The organism is Heyndrickxia sp. FSL W8-0423 (assembly GCF_038009395.1).
GTDB lineage: Bacteria > Bacillota > Bacilli > Bacillales > Bacillaceae_C > Heyndrickxia > Heyndrickxia sporothermodurans.
Genome location: NZ_JBBPBE010000001.1, coordinates 3,113,529 through 3,129,256 on the forward strand (window position 1 = coordinate 3,113,529; position 15,728 = coordinate 3,129,256).

The window sequence follows — 15,728 nt, forward strand, 5'->3', positions numbered from 1 at the left end:
AATCGGTCGATAGCCGATTTCTTTTTATATGCTTTTGTAAAGCAATTTCTTTAAAATTGGAAATAAAACATTTGGTAATTCCGCGATATTTGAAACTAATATACTGAAATTACCATAAATATCTTGCAACACTTTTTTCTGGCTTTCTTCAATATCCGTGTTTGACAAAAAGATATTAAATACTTCAATACCTTTTTTTCTTGCTTGTAAAACTGCCTCATGTGTATCAACGATTCCATTTTGCTCATAACCGAAGGCGGCAGGTTCCCCATCCGAAAATACGAGTAAAAACTTTTGTTTTTCCATGCGTGTAATAAGCCGGTTTGTCATTAATCGAATAGCAAAACCATCCCGATTGTCTTCTTCCGGTTTTAACTGCATAATTTCCGGTCCGGAAAATCCGAGCAAAGATGTTTGAAAATCTATAACTGGTTTAAAGTAATTCGGTTGATATTCCTTCGTTGCATCACTTGTATCTTCCCAAAATCCGACTACTTCATGTGAAACTTTTACCGATTTTAATGCCTCATGAAATAACGTAATACCAAGCTTCGTTTGTTCCATCTTGTCATACATCGAGGCTGAACAGTCCACTAATAATGCGAAGGCGGCATCGATTTCACTCGTGGGCTCCTGCTTCTTATAAAATAATCTTGGATTAGTATCAGTGAAATACGGTAAAAGCTTTTTACTCAATCTTCCAAATTGTAAATCATTTCTCGGAGCAATCCTTTTATGTTCTAGCGTTTTTTCAATGAGTTTTTTTAATTTTTTTTGATAAGTGCTTATCTCTTTTTTATATAAATGATATTGTTTAATTTCTTCATTGTTTGGGTTGTCTAAGCTTAGAAAAATCGGATGTGCAAAGCGATTTTCCTTTCCAAATTCGTTATCATTTCGTCCGGTCTTATTTCTTTTTTGTTCTTTTGCTTCTAATTTGGAATAATCATTCCGACTAGTTTTTTGCACACTTCCTTGGACGATTGCTAATGCTTGATCACCCGTTTCCCCTTCTCTAACTCCCTCACCTAATAGATCTGTTCCTGTCCCTTGATCTAAATCAAACTGTAGGTAACTATTGCTTAATTCACTTGTTTCACGATGCCATGTTCGTAGTTCTTCATTCATGATCTCCTCATCGTCATTCGCTTTATTATCCATAACATCACAATTTTGAAGTGGGTCTTTACGCTTTAGATCATCGAATGTCAAGCCATTTTCTTCTTCTAACGCAAATCCCTTTTCAGGTAAATGAAAATACTCATTCAGCATATCCTCTTCCAACACTTCATCAAGTACTTCAAGCATTTCTAAACATACCGAAACCGTATCCATTGTTGATTTTGTTTCAAAAAACTTAGAAATCGTATTGCGTACATACGGAATCACTAAATCAATTGATTCATTATAATGTGGGATGGTTTCAATCGGAGTTTCCGAATGTAAAAGCAGATATATATTATTAAATAAGGCATCAGTAAATACACTTTTTACGAGATTAACATTTAACTGTGATTGAAAATGTTTTTGATAGACCTTTTTTCGATGATAAAATACTTTTTTCGTTCCGGGCCGTTCTTTTTTTATCAATTCCTCTATTCGAAGATCTTCTGTAACAATAAATAATTGTTTAGCAAAACTTTTTAAATTCATATTATCTAAACTTTTTATATATCTTTGAATTTGTTGAGGATCAGTATATTTCAAATTTCCTATTGCTCTCAAAAACACATCACTTTTTATACCATCTATTAATAGATGTTGCGGCCGATGATTCCAAAAATGACTGACATAAATTTTTTTTATGGATTGATCTAGATAAGAGTGAACACCAAAATCAACTTCGTACTCAGGGTTCCTCGTTAAGGTTGTAACTAAATCTGCCATTTCCATCACAATCATCGAATCAACTTTTTCATCATTAAATTGGATAAAGCGTTGCATTTAAACGCCCCCTATTCAAACAATGTTTCGGCAATATTTCTAATCGCAGCTCTCTCTCTTTCGTCCTCAAGCTTATCGATTATCCCTCTTTGAATCCCTCTTAATGCCGGTAAAAATAGGGCCAAATCACATGTATCAATTAATGCCCTTATCGAAGCTGCCTCTTCTGATATTTTCCCCATTTGGGCCTGTGAAATTAAATCGCTAGAAAAGGTTACAAATTTATTTATTAATTCTTCATTTTTTAATTGACTTTGAGATAGCAATACATTTTTTAATGTTTCCCCTTGAATATAAGGTACATTTATAACGATAAATCGATTTTTAAGTGCTTCATTTAAGGGAACAGTTCCGACATATCCCTCGTTAATAGCAGCAATCACTCCAAAATTACTATCCGCCTTTACCACTTCAGTAGTAAAAGGGTTCGTAATTTGACGTCGGTAGTCAAGTACTCCGTTCAAAATTGGTAGGGTTTCTGGTCTAGCCATATTAATTTCATCTATATACAAAAGATGGCCTTCCTTCATTGCATTAATAACAGGACCTGGTACAAATTCTATCTTACTTTGGTTATTTTCTTGGGCAATTGTTTTATATCCGAGGAGACCTTCTGCATCTAAATCAATTGAACAATTTATACTTTGCATCGGTTGATGTAATAACGATGAAAGTGTCTCAGCTAATTTTGTTTTACCAGAACCAGTAGGTCCTTTTAATAAAATATTTTTGCCAAGTAAGATGGCGATCAAAGCATCTTGCAAAATTGAGTCATCTGAAGGAATATACCCATTTTTACTAACTGACTGTTCATACTCTGATGTAAAACTACTTATTCTATTTTTTAATTTATTTTGTATTTCAATTGGTAATGAAAATTGATTAAATAACATATTTATTTCCTTCCTAAATGTAAATAAACATCCTTTAGTATTTTAGGCTAATAATTGCCCAAATGCAAAGAGTATAATAAAATGAATAATATATTTGTACGGTAGTTTGTTTCATATGATAATATTGTAGATGTGTATTTGAAAAAACACATTATTTAAGATATACTATGCTATCTAACGAAGTAGTTAAGGTGCGTGATGAAAAACTAATGGAATATTTATTGAACCTTACATACGATCCCGTTGTCTGCTCCTTTTATGTTAGTATCTTACTTACAATTGGCCTAGCCTATATATGGAATCATTTTATCGTTAATCCCTATTCTTATATAGCAACCGAGGCAACTGCTGAAGAATTAATAAATCCGCAGCAACGGTTAATTCATAGATTAAAAATACAACATTTACTAATAATATGGATTATGAAATGTGTGAGAAGAAAAGATGCGCCTAATGAGGACCCAGACCATCATTTATCCGTTGACTTTAATTTTTAATTTAATTTAGGAGGATAATTGATGAAACGTTTATTTAAATTTTCTTTATTAATGATTGGAATTGTATTTTTACTATCGGCATGTCAAGGGAACTCTTCAAAAGGAATGGGTAATTCAGGATTTTTTCATGATTATTTTGTAGTACCATTTGCAAAGGTTATACATTTTACTGCTGAATTATTCGGTGGTAACTATGGACTTGCCATCATTTTAATAACCATCCTTATTCGCTTAATACTAATGCCTTTTATGATGAAAACATTCAAAAAACAACAAATTATGAAAGTGAAAATGGAAAAGTTAAAGCCTGAAATGACAGTAATCCAAAACAAAATTAAACAGGCAAAATCAAAAGAAGAACAAATGAAGTTACAACAAGAAATGATGGGACTTTACAAAAAACATGATGTAAACCCTTTAAATATGGGCTGTTTACCTCTCATTATTCAAATGCCTATTTTAATGGGATTCTATTACGCAATTCGTGGTTCAAAAGAAATAGCATCTCACTCATTCTTATGGTTTGATCTTGGACACGTAGATATTCCAATGGCAATTATTGCGGGTATTATGTATTATTTCCAATCAAAAGTGTCACTTATCGGTTTACCTGAAGATCAACAAAAGCAAATGAAAATGTTTGGTCTTCTCTCGCCAATTATGATTTTGATAGTATCATTTAGTGCTCCGGCGGCTTTACCACTCTATTGGGCTGTTGGTGGTGCCTTCTTAATAGGACAAACATACTTATCTAAAAAATTCTATCAAACTCATCCTGTAAAAGAAGAAGAAGCATCTAAATAATAAAAAAGCTGACAAATAACAACATTATTTGTCAGCTTTTTTATTAACTTTAATCTACGCTCTTTTTGTCGATACTTTACTAATTTTGTAGAAAAGTTTTTTCAATTTTTAAATAATATTCATTGAAATGATTCGAATAAACTTGTAGGATTAATATGTAAGCGCTCGCAGATAGTGTAAAAATTATTGCATCAAGACATACCTTCTAGCAAACTTTGAATTCTTTAAGGAGGGCATTTAAATGAGTCAAGTTTTAGTAGGAGTCAATGAAAAAGTAGAAAAATTTTTACAAGGAAAGAAAAAGCTCTATATTAATGGTGAATTCGTTGAAAGTGCTTCAGGGAAAACATTCGATACACCGAATCCTGCAACAGGCGAGGTTTTAGCTACTGTATATGAAGCCGGTTCTGAAGATATTGATCGTGCGGTAAAAGCTGCCCGCACAGCTTTTGATAGTGGCAAATGGTCAAAAATGAGTGCTGCAGCTCGTGGACGTCTAATGTATAAATTAGCAGATTTAATGGAAGAGCATAAAGAAGCATTAGCACAACTAGAAACTTTAGATAATGGAAAACCAATAAATGAAACAATGAATGCCGACGTGCCCCTGGCTATTGAACATATGCGTTACTATGCGGGATGGACAAATAAAATAACTGGTCAAACAATTCCGGTTAGTGGGCCATTTTTCAATTATACACGACACGAAGCGGTTGGCGTCGTTGGTCAAATTATCCCTTGGAATTTCCCTTTACTGATGGCAATGTGGAAAATGGGTGCGGCTTTGGCAACCGGCTGTACTATCGTATTAAAACCAGCTGAACAAACACCACTTTCTGCCCTTTATTTGGCAGAACTTGCGGAAGAAGCAGGATTCCCTCCCGGAGTAATAAATATTGTGCCCGGATTTGGAGAAACTGCCGGTCAACCATTAGTTGATCATCCACTAGTTGATAAAATTGCATTTACAGGGTCTACTGTCGTTGGCAAGTCCATCATGGAACGAGCATCAAAAACGTTAAAACGTGTAACGCTAGAGCTGGGTGGAAAATCTCCAAATATTATTTTACCGGATGCGGACCTATCTAAGGCTATTCCTGGAGCATTAAATGGTGTAATGTTTAACCAAGGTCAGGTATGTTGTGCAGGTTCCAGAGTATTCATTCAAAAGAAGAATTATGATAATGTCGTTGCTGATATGGTCTCACACGCAAAAAATATTAAACAAGGGGCTGGGCTAGACCAGCAAACACAAATGGGTCCCCTTGTTTCAACAGAACAACAGAGTCGTGTATTAAATTATATTGAAAAAGGATTAAACGAGGGTGCCGAATTACTAACAGGTGGTGGAAAACCACGTGATGAGGGTTACTTTGTTGAACCTACTATTTTTGCGGATGTTAATGATGAAATGACAATCGCAAAGGAAGAAATATTTGGTCCTGTCATTGCTGCATTACCTTTTGAAGATTTAGATGAAGTGATTAATCGTGCAAACAATAGTGAATATGGGTTAGCAGCGGGTTTATGGACACGAGATGTAGCGAATGCTCATTATATTGCCAATCGCCTCCGTGCAGGTACAGTTTGGGTAAATTGCTATAATGTATTCGATGCAGCCTCGCCTTTCGGTGGCTTTAAACAATCTGGTATTGGCCGAGAAATGGGATCCTATGCACTAAATAATTATACAGAAGTGAAGAGCGTCTGGCTTTCATTAAAATAAAAAAAGAGCCTTAGGCTCTTTTTTATTTTAATGATTTTTATTTCCAACAAGTTCTATCGCTTGCCTACGTAAAAGATACTTTTGAATTTTACCAGATGCTGTCATAGGGTAACTATCTGTTATTTCAACATAACGTGGAATTTTATGATGGGAAATTTTATCTTTACAATATTCCCTCACTTCTTCAATTGAAATATTTTCCCCTTCTTTAGGAATAATCCAGGCCATTATTTCTTCCCCGTATTTTTCATCAGGGACACCAATAACTTGGACATCTAATATTTTCGGATGAGTGTAAAGAAATTCTTCGATTTCTCTCGGATAAATATTTTCTCCCCCTCTAATGATCATATCCTTTAGTCTACCTGTAATTCGACAATAGCCATTTTCATCCATCACCGCCAAATCACCTGTATGAAGCCATCCCTCTTCGTCTATTGCTTCTTTCGTTGCATCAGGATTTTTATAATACCCTTTCATTACGTGATAACCTCTCGTGCATAATTCACCCTGTTCCCCATTTTTTACAATTTTATTTGTAAGTGGGTCAACAATTTTCACTTCTACATTAGGTAATGCTCTACCGACAGATTCCACTCTTAGCTCTATTGGATCATTCGTTCTAGTTTGTGTGATTACTGGAGAAGATTCAGTTTGTCCATAAGCAATCGTTATTTCAGTTGCCCCCATTTTTTCAATTACGCCTTTCATGACCTCAATTGGACAATTTGATCCTGCCATAATTCCCGTTCGCAACGAAGATAAATCATACTTATCAAAATCAGCTAAATTTAATTCAGTGATAAACATTGTTGGTACACCATGTAAACCAGTACACTTTTCATCTTGGACAGTTTGTAATACCTCTTTAGGATTAAACTCTTGAATCGGCACCATCGTAGCACCAACCGAAACGCAAGCCATCGTGCCTAACACACAACCGAAACAATGGAAAAATGGCACAGGTATACAAAGCCTGTCTTCCTTTGTTAGTTTCATGCAGTTGGCAATATTGTATCCGTTGTTCACAATATTATTATGAGTTAGCATAACACCTTTCGGAAAACCAGTCGTACCTGAAGTGTATTGCATATTAATAACATCATTTGGATCTAATGACACCAAACGTTTTTCTAACTCTTCATCTGTTACCTCATTTCCTAATAATAATAGATCATTCCAATTATATGTACCCGGATAGCGAGTTTCCCCCATAACAATAACATTTTTGAGTTCGGGCAAGCGTGTACTTGTTAAATTTCCTGCTTCAGATTCTTTTAGTTCAGGGCAAATTTCATAAATCATATCAATATATGATGCCGTACGATAGTTTTCCATTAATATAATCGTCTTACTGTCTGATTGACGCAATAAATATTCAAGTTCTGACGTACGATAGTTTGTATTGACAGTTACAAGTACCCCGCCCATTTTTCCGGTGGCAAATTGACAGGTAAGCCACTCAGGTGTATTCGTTGCCCAAATAGCTATATGATCATTTTTATTAATTCCTAATCTCATTAAACCCTTTGCAACTAAATTACATTGATCATCAAATTCTTTATAAGATAAACGTAAATTCCGATCAGCATATACAACTGCTTCATGGTCAGGATGTAATTCAGCCTTTTGCTTAAGTAACTCACCAACTGTAACGTTTAATAAAGATGACATTTTATATCCTCCTTAACAACTGATTTGAGTAGAATGACAATACTTTAACAACTGATTTGAGTAGAATGACAATACTTAGGCCAAAGAGGATAATCATGATGATTCCGGATAACTCTACTCATACTTATGTTATCATCTTTTTCCGAATATTCAAATATAAAATCACTTAATTAAAAATTAGAAATTAAAATATTTTTGCCAAAACCCTTTTCAACTAGAATAAAAAGCGTTACAATGATTAGAAAATATAGAAAATAATAAATTCCACTAGGAGGTTGTATCATGAAAATCATGAGTAATGAAATGTTGGTAGCAGCCTATCGAGACGCTGAAAAAAAAGGTCAAGATCGTGAGTGGATAAAGATTTTGAAAAACGAACTTTTGAAAAGAGGATTAACACCATATAAATAATTGCAAAAATAATCTTAAAAATTTGGTTGTACATTCATAATTTGAATGCACATTTTTTTTGGAGTATTCAAGCTTGGGACACAATAAAACCCTTTCCATAACAGAGGAAAGGGTTCATATATGATAATTATACTTCTAATAAAAGATCTTCTGGATTTTCAAGTAATTTTTTAACTGTTACTAAGAATCCAACAGCTTCACTACCATCAATAACGCGGTGATCATAGGATAAAGCAATATACATCATCGGGCGAATTTCAACATTATCTCCTACAGCAACAGGTCGTTTTTGGATCGTATGCATGCCAAGAATACCAACTTGAGTACCATTTATAATTGGCGTTGAGAACAATGACCCAAATACACCACCGTTAGTGATAGTAAATGTCCCACCTTGTAAATCTCCAAGGGATAGCTTATTGTCTCTAGCTTTTTTCGCAAATCCAGCAATATCTGCTTCAATTTCCGCAAAGTTTTTACGATCGCAATCACGAACAACCGGAACAACAAGACCTTCGTCAGTAGACACGGCTACACCAATGTCATAATACTTTTTCAATACGAGATCCGTACCGATGATTTCAGAGTTTACTGCTGGATATTTCTTTAATGCTGCAACTACAGCTTTAGTAAAGAATGACATGAATCCAAGACGAGTTCCATTATGTTCTTCTTGGAACTTGTCTTTTTTACGTTTACGAAGTTCCATAACTGCTGTCATATCAATTTCGTTAAAAGTTGTTAACATTGCCGTATTTTGCTTAACTTCTAACAAACGTTTTGCAATTGTTTGACGACGGCGGGACATACGAACTACTTCGACTGGTTTCCCATCTTCCTGTGAAACTGGTGCAGCTTGTTTAGGTGTAGCAGGTTTTGCATCGGCTTTAGGTTGATTTGAATATGCATTCACGTCTTGGACACGCACACGACCCATTGGATCAACAGTAGAAACGGCGCTTAAATCAATTCCTTTTTCACGTGCAAGCTTTCGTGCTGCGGGTGAAGCAATCGGACGATCTTTTTTATCGGTATCTGAAGATTCAACTTTTGCTGTTTCTTGTTTTGGTGCTTCAGTTTTTACTTCTGGTGCTTTTTCTTCCTTAGCTGGTGCAGGGGCAGCTGCTTCACCAGATTCGGAAACAATGGCAATAACTTGTCCAACTTGAACTGTATCACCTTCCTCTGCCTTTAACTCTTGGATAACCCCTGCTTCCTCAGAGATTACCTCAACATTTACTTTATCTGTTTCTAGTTCAACAATGTATTCACCTTTTTCAACACGATCTCCCGGTTGTTTTAACCATCCTGCAATAGTTCCTTCTGTAATAGATTCAGCTAACTCCGGCACTTTAATTTCAGCCACAATGTTGTCCTCCCTTGATATGTGTTTCCTTTTTCTATTTTTCTATTTTGTTAATGCTTCAGTAATGATACGAGTTTGTTCCTTCTTATGAACGATAGGATCTCCCTCCGAAGGACTTGAACGTCTTGGACGTCCAACATACTTAACACTTACACCTTTTGGAGCAAGGTCTCTTAAGTATGGATCTACAAAAGTCCATCCACCCATATTTTTAGGTTCTTCTTGTACCCAAACAAGTTCTTTTAATTTTTTATGCTTACTAATGATTTCTTTGATTTCGGTTTTAGGGAATGGATATAGTTCTTCTACCCTTAATATATGAGCCCAGTCAATTTCTTCATCTTTAATTCGCTCTTCAAAGTCAATGGCAATTTTTCCGCTGCATAAAATAATTCTTTCCACTTTTTCCGGATTATGATCTAATCCTTTTTGCTCTAGAACCGGCATAAATTCACCATTAGTTAGTTCAACGCCATCTACTGATGCTAGTGGGTGGCGTAGCAAGCTTTTCGGAGTCATAATAACTAACGGACGAACTTCATCTTTCGCAAGCATCGCAGCTTGACGACGTAGAATATGGAAGTATTGTCCGGCAGTTGAAAGATTTGCTACAGTCCAGTTATTTTCAGCTGCAAGTTGTAAGTACCGTTCTAATCTTGCACTTGAATGTTCTGGCCCTTGACCTTCGTATCCATGTGGTAAAAGCATAACCAAGCCAGATTTTTGTCCCCATTTAGCTCTACCCGCGGATATAAATTGATCAAACATTACTTGAGCCATATTCGCAAAATCTCCAAATTGAGCTTCCCAAATAACAAGTGTTTCCGGAGAAAATACATTGTATCCATATTCATAACCGACAACGGCAGCTTCAGTTAATGGACTGTTATAAACAACAAATGATGATTTAGCATCTTTAATGTGATGAAGCGGAATATATTCTTCCCCAGTTTTCTCATCATGTAATACTAGATTACGCTGAGCAAATGTGCCGCGCTGCGAATCTTGACCTGTAAAGCGGATTGGTGTACCATCCTTTAAAATTGTAGCAAATGCCAATGTTTCTGCATGCGCCCAATCAATTTTACCTTCACCGTCAAATACATTTTCACGTCGTTTTAATATTTTCGCTAACTTTTTAAATACATGTAAGTCTTCCGGCCAATTTAATAGCTCTGAATTTATCGCTTTAATTTCCTCTATATCAACAGCTGTTGCTACTTTTGGAAATCCGCTAACTACAAATTTTGGAGGATTCATGATTGTATCCGGATCTTCTTCTTTCTTTGGTACTTTATCATATGCAGCTTTCAATTTACTTTGAATTTCTTGATCCATTGAAGCAACTTCTTCTTTAGTAATAATACCTTCATTAATCAATTGATCTGCATACAATTCACGAACAGTCGGATGTTTATGAACAATATGATACATCATTGGATTAGTAGTCATCGGTTCATCCATTTCGTTATGGCCGAATCTGCGGTATCCAACTAAATCAATTAAAAAGTCTTTATGAAATTTTCTGCGATATTCATAAGCAAAAGCAGCGGCGGCTACTACAGCTTCCGGATCATCAGCATTGACATGGATAATTGGAATTTCAAATCCTTTTGCTGTATCCGAAGCATATTTAGTAGAACGTGAGTCATAGCTTTCAGTGGTAAAACCAATCATATTATTAGCAATAATATGAATTGAACCACCTGTGTTAAAACCTTTCAACCCACTCATATTCATCGTCTCAGCTACAATTCCTTGTCCAGGGAATGCCGCATCTCCGTGTACTAATATTGCATAAGAGTTATCATGGTCCTGTGTAGGATAGCCTGCTACATTTCTTTGATCTTGTGCTGCTCTTGTATATCCTTCGACAATTGGACTGGCAACTTCTAAGTGACTTGGATTATTAGCTAAAACGATTCGTGCGCTAGTCGTGTTTTCAGCTTTTACTTGACGATCAGCTCCAAGATGGTACTTAACATCACCCGTCCAGCCGTAGGTAATCCCAATAGATCCTTCTGAAGGAATTAAATCCTTATTAGGTGCGTGTTGGAATTCCGCAAAAATGAGTTCATATGGTTTTTCAAGAATATGAGCTAAAACATTTAAGCGTCCTCTATGTGCCATACCTATATTTACAGTTCTTGCTCCTGTTTTAACAGAAGAACTAATAATTTGATCCATCAACGGTACTAATGTATCCAATCCTTCAATTGAAAAGCGCTTTTGTCCAACGAAGGTACGATGTAGAAATTTCTCAAATCCTTCTACTTCGGATAATCTTTTTAAAATACCGATTTTTTGGTCTTTCGAAAGATTTAAAAGTACTTTGCCAGATTCAACTGTACGTTGCAACCAATTTTTTTCCTCTAAATTATGGACTTGATAAAATTCAAAGGCCATTTTATTTGTATAAACCGTTTTCAAATGATTTATAGCATCTAAGCCATTTTTTACACTTGATGGTGCGTCCGGACAAATAAAGGATGCAGGAATATTGATTAAATCTTCCTCAGTCAAATCAAACTCTGATAATTCAATTCTACGTGTATCTTTATTACGGTCATTTAACGGATTAATGTCTGCTGCTAAATGTCCATACGTCCGAATATTATCAGCTAATTTTACAGCAGCTACCATTTTACTAAATACTGTTGGGTTGGTTGGCAATTGGAACGAAATATCTGCCTGCCCATGTGTCGATAATCCTTCTTCAGAAATAGTGGGTGCTCCCCACTCTTCAAAAAGAACTCTCATTTCTGGATCTACACTTTCCGGATCGTTTACGTACTTTTCGTAAACTTCCATAACATAACCAAGGTTAGGGCCGGAAAAACTTTCCCAAAAACCTTTTGATGCTTGTTGTTTCATTTCGAAAAACCTCCAGCAATTAAGCCTAATAATTTTTATTAAAAGGATAAAACAGATATGTAATAAAAAATTCAATAAGCCAAAACGCTTACAGTCACAATTCTATCACTGTAAAGTAATAATATAAAGAATAAAAACCAACTTTTTTAAAATTAAAATGAGTACTAATTCATTCTTCAATAAACCTGATATAAAGAATAATATTCTGCTTTAAACTCAAGCAGGGTAAATTAACAAACAAAGAAAACTCTAATAATTTCCAATGACTTTTCTTCAATTATATAATTGTCCAATTTCATCTCCAATGATACTACGAATTACAAAATATTCAACTGTTGATTGCTATTATTCGTTAAAAGTCGCTAACAATATTTATTCTGTAATAACATCGACTTAAAGATTGAATACATTATTATATAGTTGATAGTTCGGGAGGTTACAATCTTATGTTTCCTTGGAATATGTTCCCTTTTAATAAAAACAATCTTATGAAACAACTAAACCCTCAAGATATAGAAAAGCAAGTCCAAAATATGTTATCCCAATTTATGCCGGGAAAATGGGAAGGAATGTTTAATCATGAAGAGATGCTAAAACGAGCAACTTCAATGTTTCAAAATACAGATCAAAATACAACGAATTCAACAACAAGCTCATCTGCACAGGACCAGCAACCATCTTCAAATCCTACAGAATTTGACGTAAATGTTTTCGAAACCTTTGACGATATTTATGTTCGTATTCCAATTAAAGATGAAGAATGGTTAAAGCGGGTGAAAATTTTCCATACATCGAACCAAGTGATTATTGAAAATATACCTGAAGTCGGTCATAGGCATGTCATTACTTTACCATCTTTAATAAAGAAAAAAGGAACAGTCGCACAATATAAAGATGAAATGTTAGAAATTAAAATGACAAAAAATGCAGATATGCAATATACGGAAGTGGACGTCGCGGAAAAATTATAAAAAGGAAAACCGATGAAAGGATCATCGGTTTTCGATTAATGGTAAGGTAAACGTAATACTTGTCCCTTTCCCAAGTGTACTTGATGCATAAATTTCTCCTGAATAGCTTTCCACTAATTGTTTAGCGATTGATAAACCTAAACCATTTCCACCCCTTGCCCGACTCCTTGCTTTATCGACACGATAGAAACGGTGAAAGATTTTCGCTAAGTCTTCATCTGGTATACCTACACCATAATCTCTTACTGTAATTTTCACCATGCCATTTTCTTCTTCAAGACTAATATCTATTTTATGAATTTGATCCGAATATTTAACAGCGTTATCTAAAATGATAATTAATATTTGCTCTAAATGATTTTCACTAATTCGTACTAAAGGATTGTCTAGATTTTCACCATATACTTCAAATTCAAATGTAAAATCCTCATGAATCAGTTCAAAGTTTTTTATTACTTGTTGTATTGTTTTTAATAACAAAGCGCTACTATCAGAACCTTTTGATTCAATTTGTTCAGCTCTTGACAAATCTAAAAGCTCTTGAACTAATTTTTTCATTCGTTCCAATTCTTGAATGGATGCCTGCAGGGACTCATCTAAAATAATCGGGTCATTTTTACCCCATCGGTTTAATAACTTTAAATGACCTTCCATAATTTGAACAGGGGTTCGTAATTCATGAGATGCATCTTCCACAAATCTCTTTTGCTGATTAAATGAATGCTCAATTTGATCCATCATATTATTAAAAATGCTTGTTAATTCCCCCATTTCATCTTTTGAATTACTCGGTTCCATTCGTTCATGGAAACCTTTTTTGCGTATTTTTTTCATCGTAATAGATAGCTTTTGTAATGGCTTTAAAAAACTTTTTGCCATTAAAAAACCGAATAATCCACTAAGAATTAAGGCAAATCCGCCGAATATTGACATGATAAAAAACAAACTCCCCATCATTTGATGGTACCTTGTTAATGGCTGAATAATTTCAATATAGCCGGTAAACCCATTTATATGAAATGGAGCGCGGCCTAAATAAATTTTTTTATTATCGGTTTCTAATAAAGTAACTGTTTTGTGATGAACAGGTTGAAAAGGAATATAATATTTTGGTGTATCCGTATCGGCATTATAAACTCTATACTCACTCCCATTCGGATATAATATCCTAATAATTTGATCCTTCTCATAAATTTGATTTTGTAGCTCTTTATTTTCCGAAAGGTTTTCGTCTAAAGATCCACTCTGCTTCACAAAAATTGTGATTTCATTTAGTGCTTGTAAAAGATTATTTTTTTCCTCATAAAGCATCCATTTATTAATCACATGATACTGGCTAAAACTAAAAAGAAAGAAGGTGAAAAAGATGGCCGCACTTGTTCCAACCGACCATTTCACCTTAAGCGATGATGTATGATACCAATTCCGCAGAAACTTCATTCACGCATCACATACCCTGTTCCACGAACGGTTTGAATATAACTTTCCTCACCTTGATTATCAATCTTATTTCTTAAATAACGAATATACACATCGACTACATTCGTTTCTACTTCTGTTTCATAGCCCCAAACTTTATTTAATAATACTTCCCTAGTTAACACAATATTTTTATTTTCTAATAAAGTTAATAATAAATCATATTCTCGTTTCGTCACATCAATTATTTTGTCGCCTTTTTTTACAATTCTACTTTCCTTTTCTACAAAGAGATCGCGAAAAGTATACGATGTAAGCTGTGATTTCGGTTCTTGAATGTCGATTCTTCTAAAAATCGACCGCAGTCTTGCTAATAGTTCCTCAATGGCAAACGGCTTTACAATGTAGTCATCAGCACCATGATCTAAACCGGATACACGATCCATCACACTATCACGAGCGGTAATCATAATAACTGGGGTATCTTTTTCTTGCCGCAATCTCCGACAAACTTCCAAACCATTTAAACTTGGTAACATTAAATCCAGCAAAATTACATCCCAATCCTCCTGAAGCGACAACTGAAGACCTTCTCGCCCATCATAGGCAACACTTACTTCGTACCCTTCATATTTAAGTTCAAGTTCAATGAATCTTGCTAAATTTTTTTCATCTTCTATTATCAATATACGTTTCACATTCACACCTGCTTCAATCATTCATTTACTTCATAATCTTATTTTAACCGAGATTTTGATAAAATTAAATCAAGTGCAGCATGAACAATTTCAACTGATTGGAAGGCAAACAGAGTTATCGCTGTCAGACTAAAGAATACAATCGGAATAAATCGTACCCACATCATGAATATGCGCCTCCTTTATTTTGAATATAATCCTATCAGTAATAAATGAAAATTCGATTAAAATTATATAAATGTCTGATAAAAAAATAACCGGCACGATGGCCGGGTTTAAAGAAAGAACTTTATAATGAGTTAATTAATAAGAATTCCGCAATAGTTATATGTATTGGGTAACAACTATTCGGCTTATTCTTATAGGACATAGCTAATAGTATCGAAAGAATCCTAAAGGTACATGAAAGATACATTAGAAATTCATGAGAAATGTAACTTTGTAGATAATG

Annotated in this window: 13 protein-coding genes; 5 read left to right on the plus strand and 8 right to left on the minus strand. The window is 34.7% G+C overall.

All coding sequences use genetic code 11. The annotated features are described in order from the left end of the window. Window positions 1-24: 24 nt before the first annotated feature. Together MKY81_RS15915 and MKY81_RS15920 are read right to left on the minus strand one after the other, a co-directional pair. Window positions 25-1,944, minus strand: a complete 1,920-nt coding sequence (locus MKY81_RS15915) for a vWA domain-containing protein (RefSeq protein WP_341118312.1) — start codon at window positions 1,942-1,944, stop codon at window positions 25-27. An 11-nt stretch (window positions 1,945-1,955) separates the two neighbouring features. Further along, window positions 1,956-2,837, minus strand: coding sequence for an ATP-binding protein (locus MKY81_RS15920; RefSeq protein WP_341118314.1), 882 nt, complete (start codon window positions 2,835-2,837; stop codon window positions 1,956-1,958). Between the two features lie 167 nt (window positions 2,838-3,004). Here MKY81_RS15920 and MKY81_RS15925 point away from each other — a divergent pair, with 167 nt between their 5' ends. From MKY81_RS15925 to MKY81_RS15935, 3 genes are all read left to right on the plus strand, one after another. Then, window positions 3,005-3,334: a hypothetical protein gene (locus MKY81_RS15925; RefSeq protein ID WP_066229745.1), complete on the plus strand. Its 330-nt coding sequence runs from the start codon at window positions 3,005-3,007 to the stop codon at window positions 3,332-3,334. A 21-nt stretch (window positions 3,335-3,355) separates the two neighbouring features. Then, window positions 3,356-4,138 carry a membrane protein insertase YidC gene (gene yidC, locus MKY81_RS15930; RefSeq protein ID WP_066229749.1) on the plus strand — a complete coding sequence of 261 codons (783 nt, stop codon included), beginning with the start codon at window positions 3,356-3,358 and terminating at the stop codon, window positions 4,136-4,138. A gap of 241 nt (window positions 4,139-4,379) precedes the next feature. After that, window positions 4,380-5,864 (plus strand): aldehyde dehydrogenase family protein, encoded by a 1,485-nt coding sequence (locus MKY81_RS15935; RefSeq protein ID WP_066229754.1) that lies wholly within the window; start codon window positions 4,380-4,382, stop codon window positions 5,862-5,864. Window positions 5,865-5,891: 27 nt separating this feature from the next. Here the strand turns inward: MKY81_RS15935 and MKY81_RS15940 are convergent, their stop codons facing one another. Continuing rightward, entirely contained in the window at window positions 5,892-7,538 is a 1,647-nt protein-coding gene (locus MKY81_RS15940) for an AMP-binding protein (protein ID WP_108071505.1), read from the minus strand. Between the two features lie 282 nt (window positions 7,539-7,820). Here MKY81_RS15940 and sda point away from each other — a divergent pair, with 282 nt between their 5' ends. Then, window positions 7,821-7,949, plus strand: a complete 129-nt coding sequence (gene sda, locus MKY81_RS15945) for a sporulation histidine kinase inhibitor Sda (protein WP_107919986.1) — start codon at window positions 7,821-7,823, stop codon at window positions 7,947-7,949. Window positions 7,950-8,076: 127 nt separating this feature from the next. Here sda and odhB read toward each other — a convergent pair whose 3' ends face one another. Together odhB and MKY81_RS15955 are read right to left on the minus strand one after the other, a co-directional pair. Then, complete coding sequence (odhB, locus tag MKY81_RS15950; protein ID WP_107919987.1) at window positions 8,077-9,315, minus strand: 2-oxoglutarate dehydrogenase complex dihydrolipoyllysine-residue succinyltransferase; 1,239 nt, start codon at window positions 9,313-9,315, stop codon at window positions 8,077-8,079. A gap of 42 nt (window positions 9,316-9,357) precedes the next feature. Continuing rightward, the gene (locus MKY81_RS15955; protein ID WP_107919988.1) at window positions 9,358-12,189 is read right to left on the minus strand and encodes a 2-oxoglutarate dehydrogenase E1 component; all 2,832 of its coding nucleotides are present in this window, start codon (window positions 12,187-12,189) and stop codon (window positions 9,358-9,360) included. 446 nt (window positions 12,190-12,635) lie between these two features. Between MKY81_RS15955 and MKY81_RS15960 the strand changes: the two genes are divergently transcribed. Next, window positions 12,636-13,160, plus strand: coding sequence for an Hsp20/alpha crystallin family protein (locus MKY81_RS15960; RefSeq protein WP_327990571.1), 525 nt, complete (start codon window positions 12,636-12,638; stop codon window positions 13,158-13,160). A 21-nt stretch (window positions 13,161-13,181) separates the two neighbouring features. Here the strand turns inward: MKY81_RS15960 and MKY81_RS15965 are convergent, their stop codons facing one another. Genes MKY81_RS15965 through MKY81_RS15975 form a run of 3 tightly spaced genes read right to left on the minus strand, consistent with a single transcriptional unit; the run spans window position 13,182 to window position 15,444 of the window. Further along, complete coding sequence (locus MKY81_RS15965) at window positions 13,182-14,600, minus strand: HAMP domain-containing sensor histidine kinase (protein WP_341118320.1); 1,419 nt, start codon at window positions 14,598-14,600, stop codon at window positions 13,182-13,184. After that, window positions 14,597-15,277, minus strand: a complete 681-nt coding sequence (locus MKY81_RS15970) for a response regulator transcription factor (RefSeq protein ID WP_341118792.1) — start codon at window positions 15,275-15,277, stop codon at window positions 14,597-14,599. The genes MKY81_RS15965 and MKY81_RS15970 overlap by 4 nt, the downstream gene beginning before the upstream one ends. Before the next feature lie 38 nt (window positions 15,278-15,315). Then, window positions 15,316-15,444, minus strand: a complete 129-nt coding sequence (locus MKY81_RS15975) for a hypothetical protein (RefSeq protein WP_258223508.1) — start codon at window positions 15,442-15,444, stop codon at window positions 15,316-15,318. Window positions 15,445-15,728: the final 284 nt, after the last annotated feature.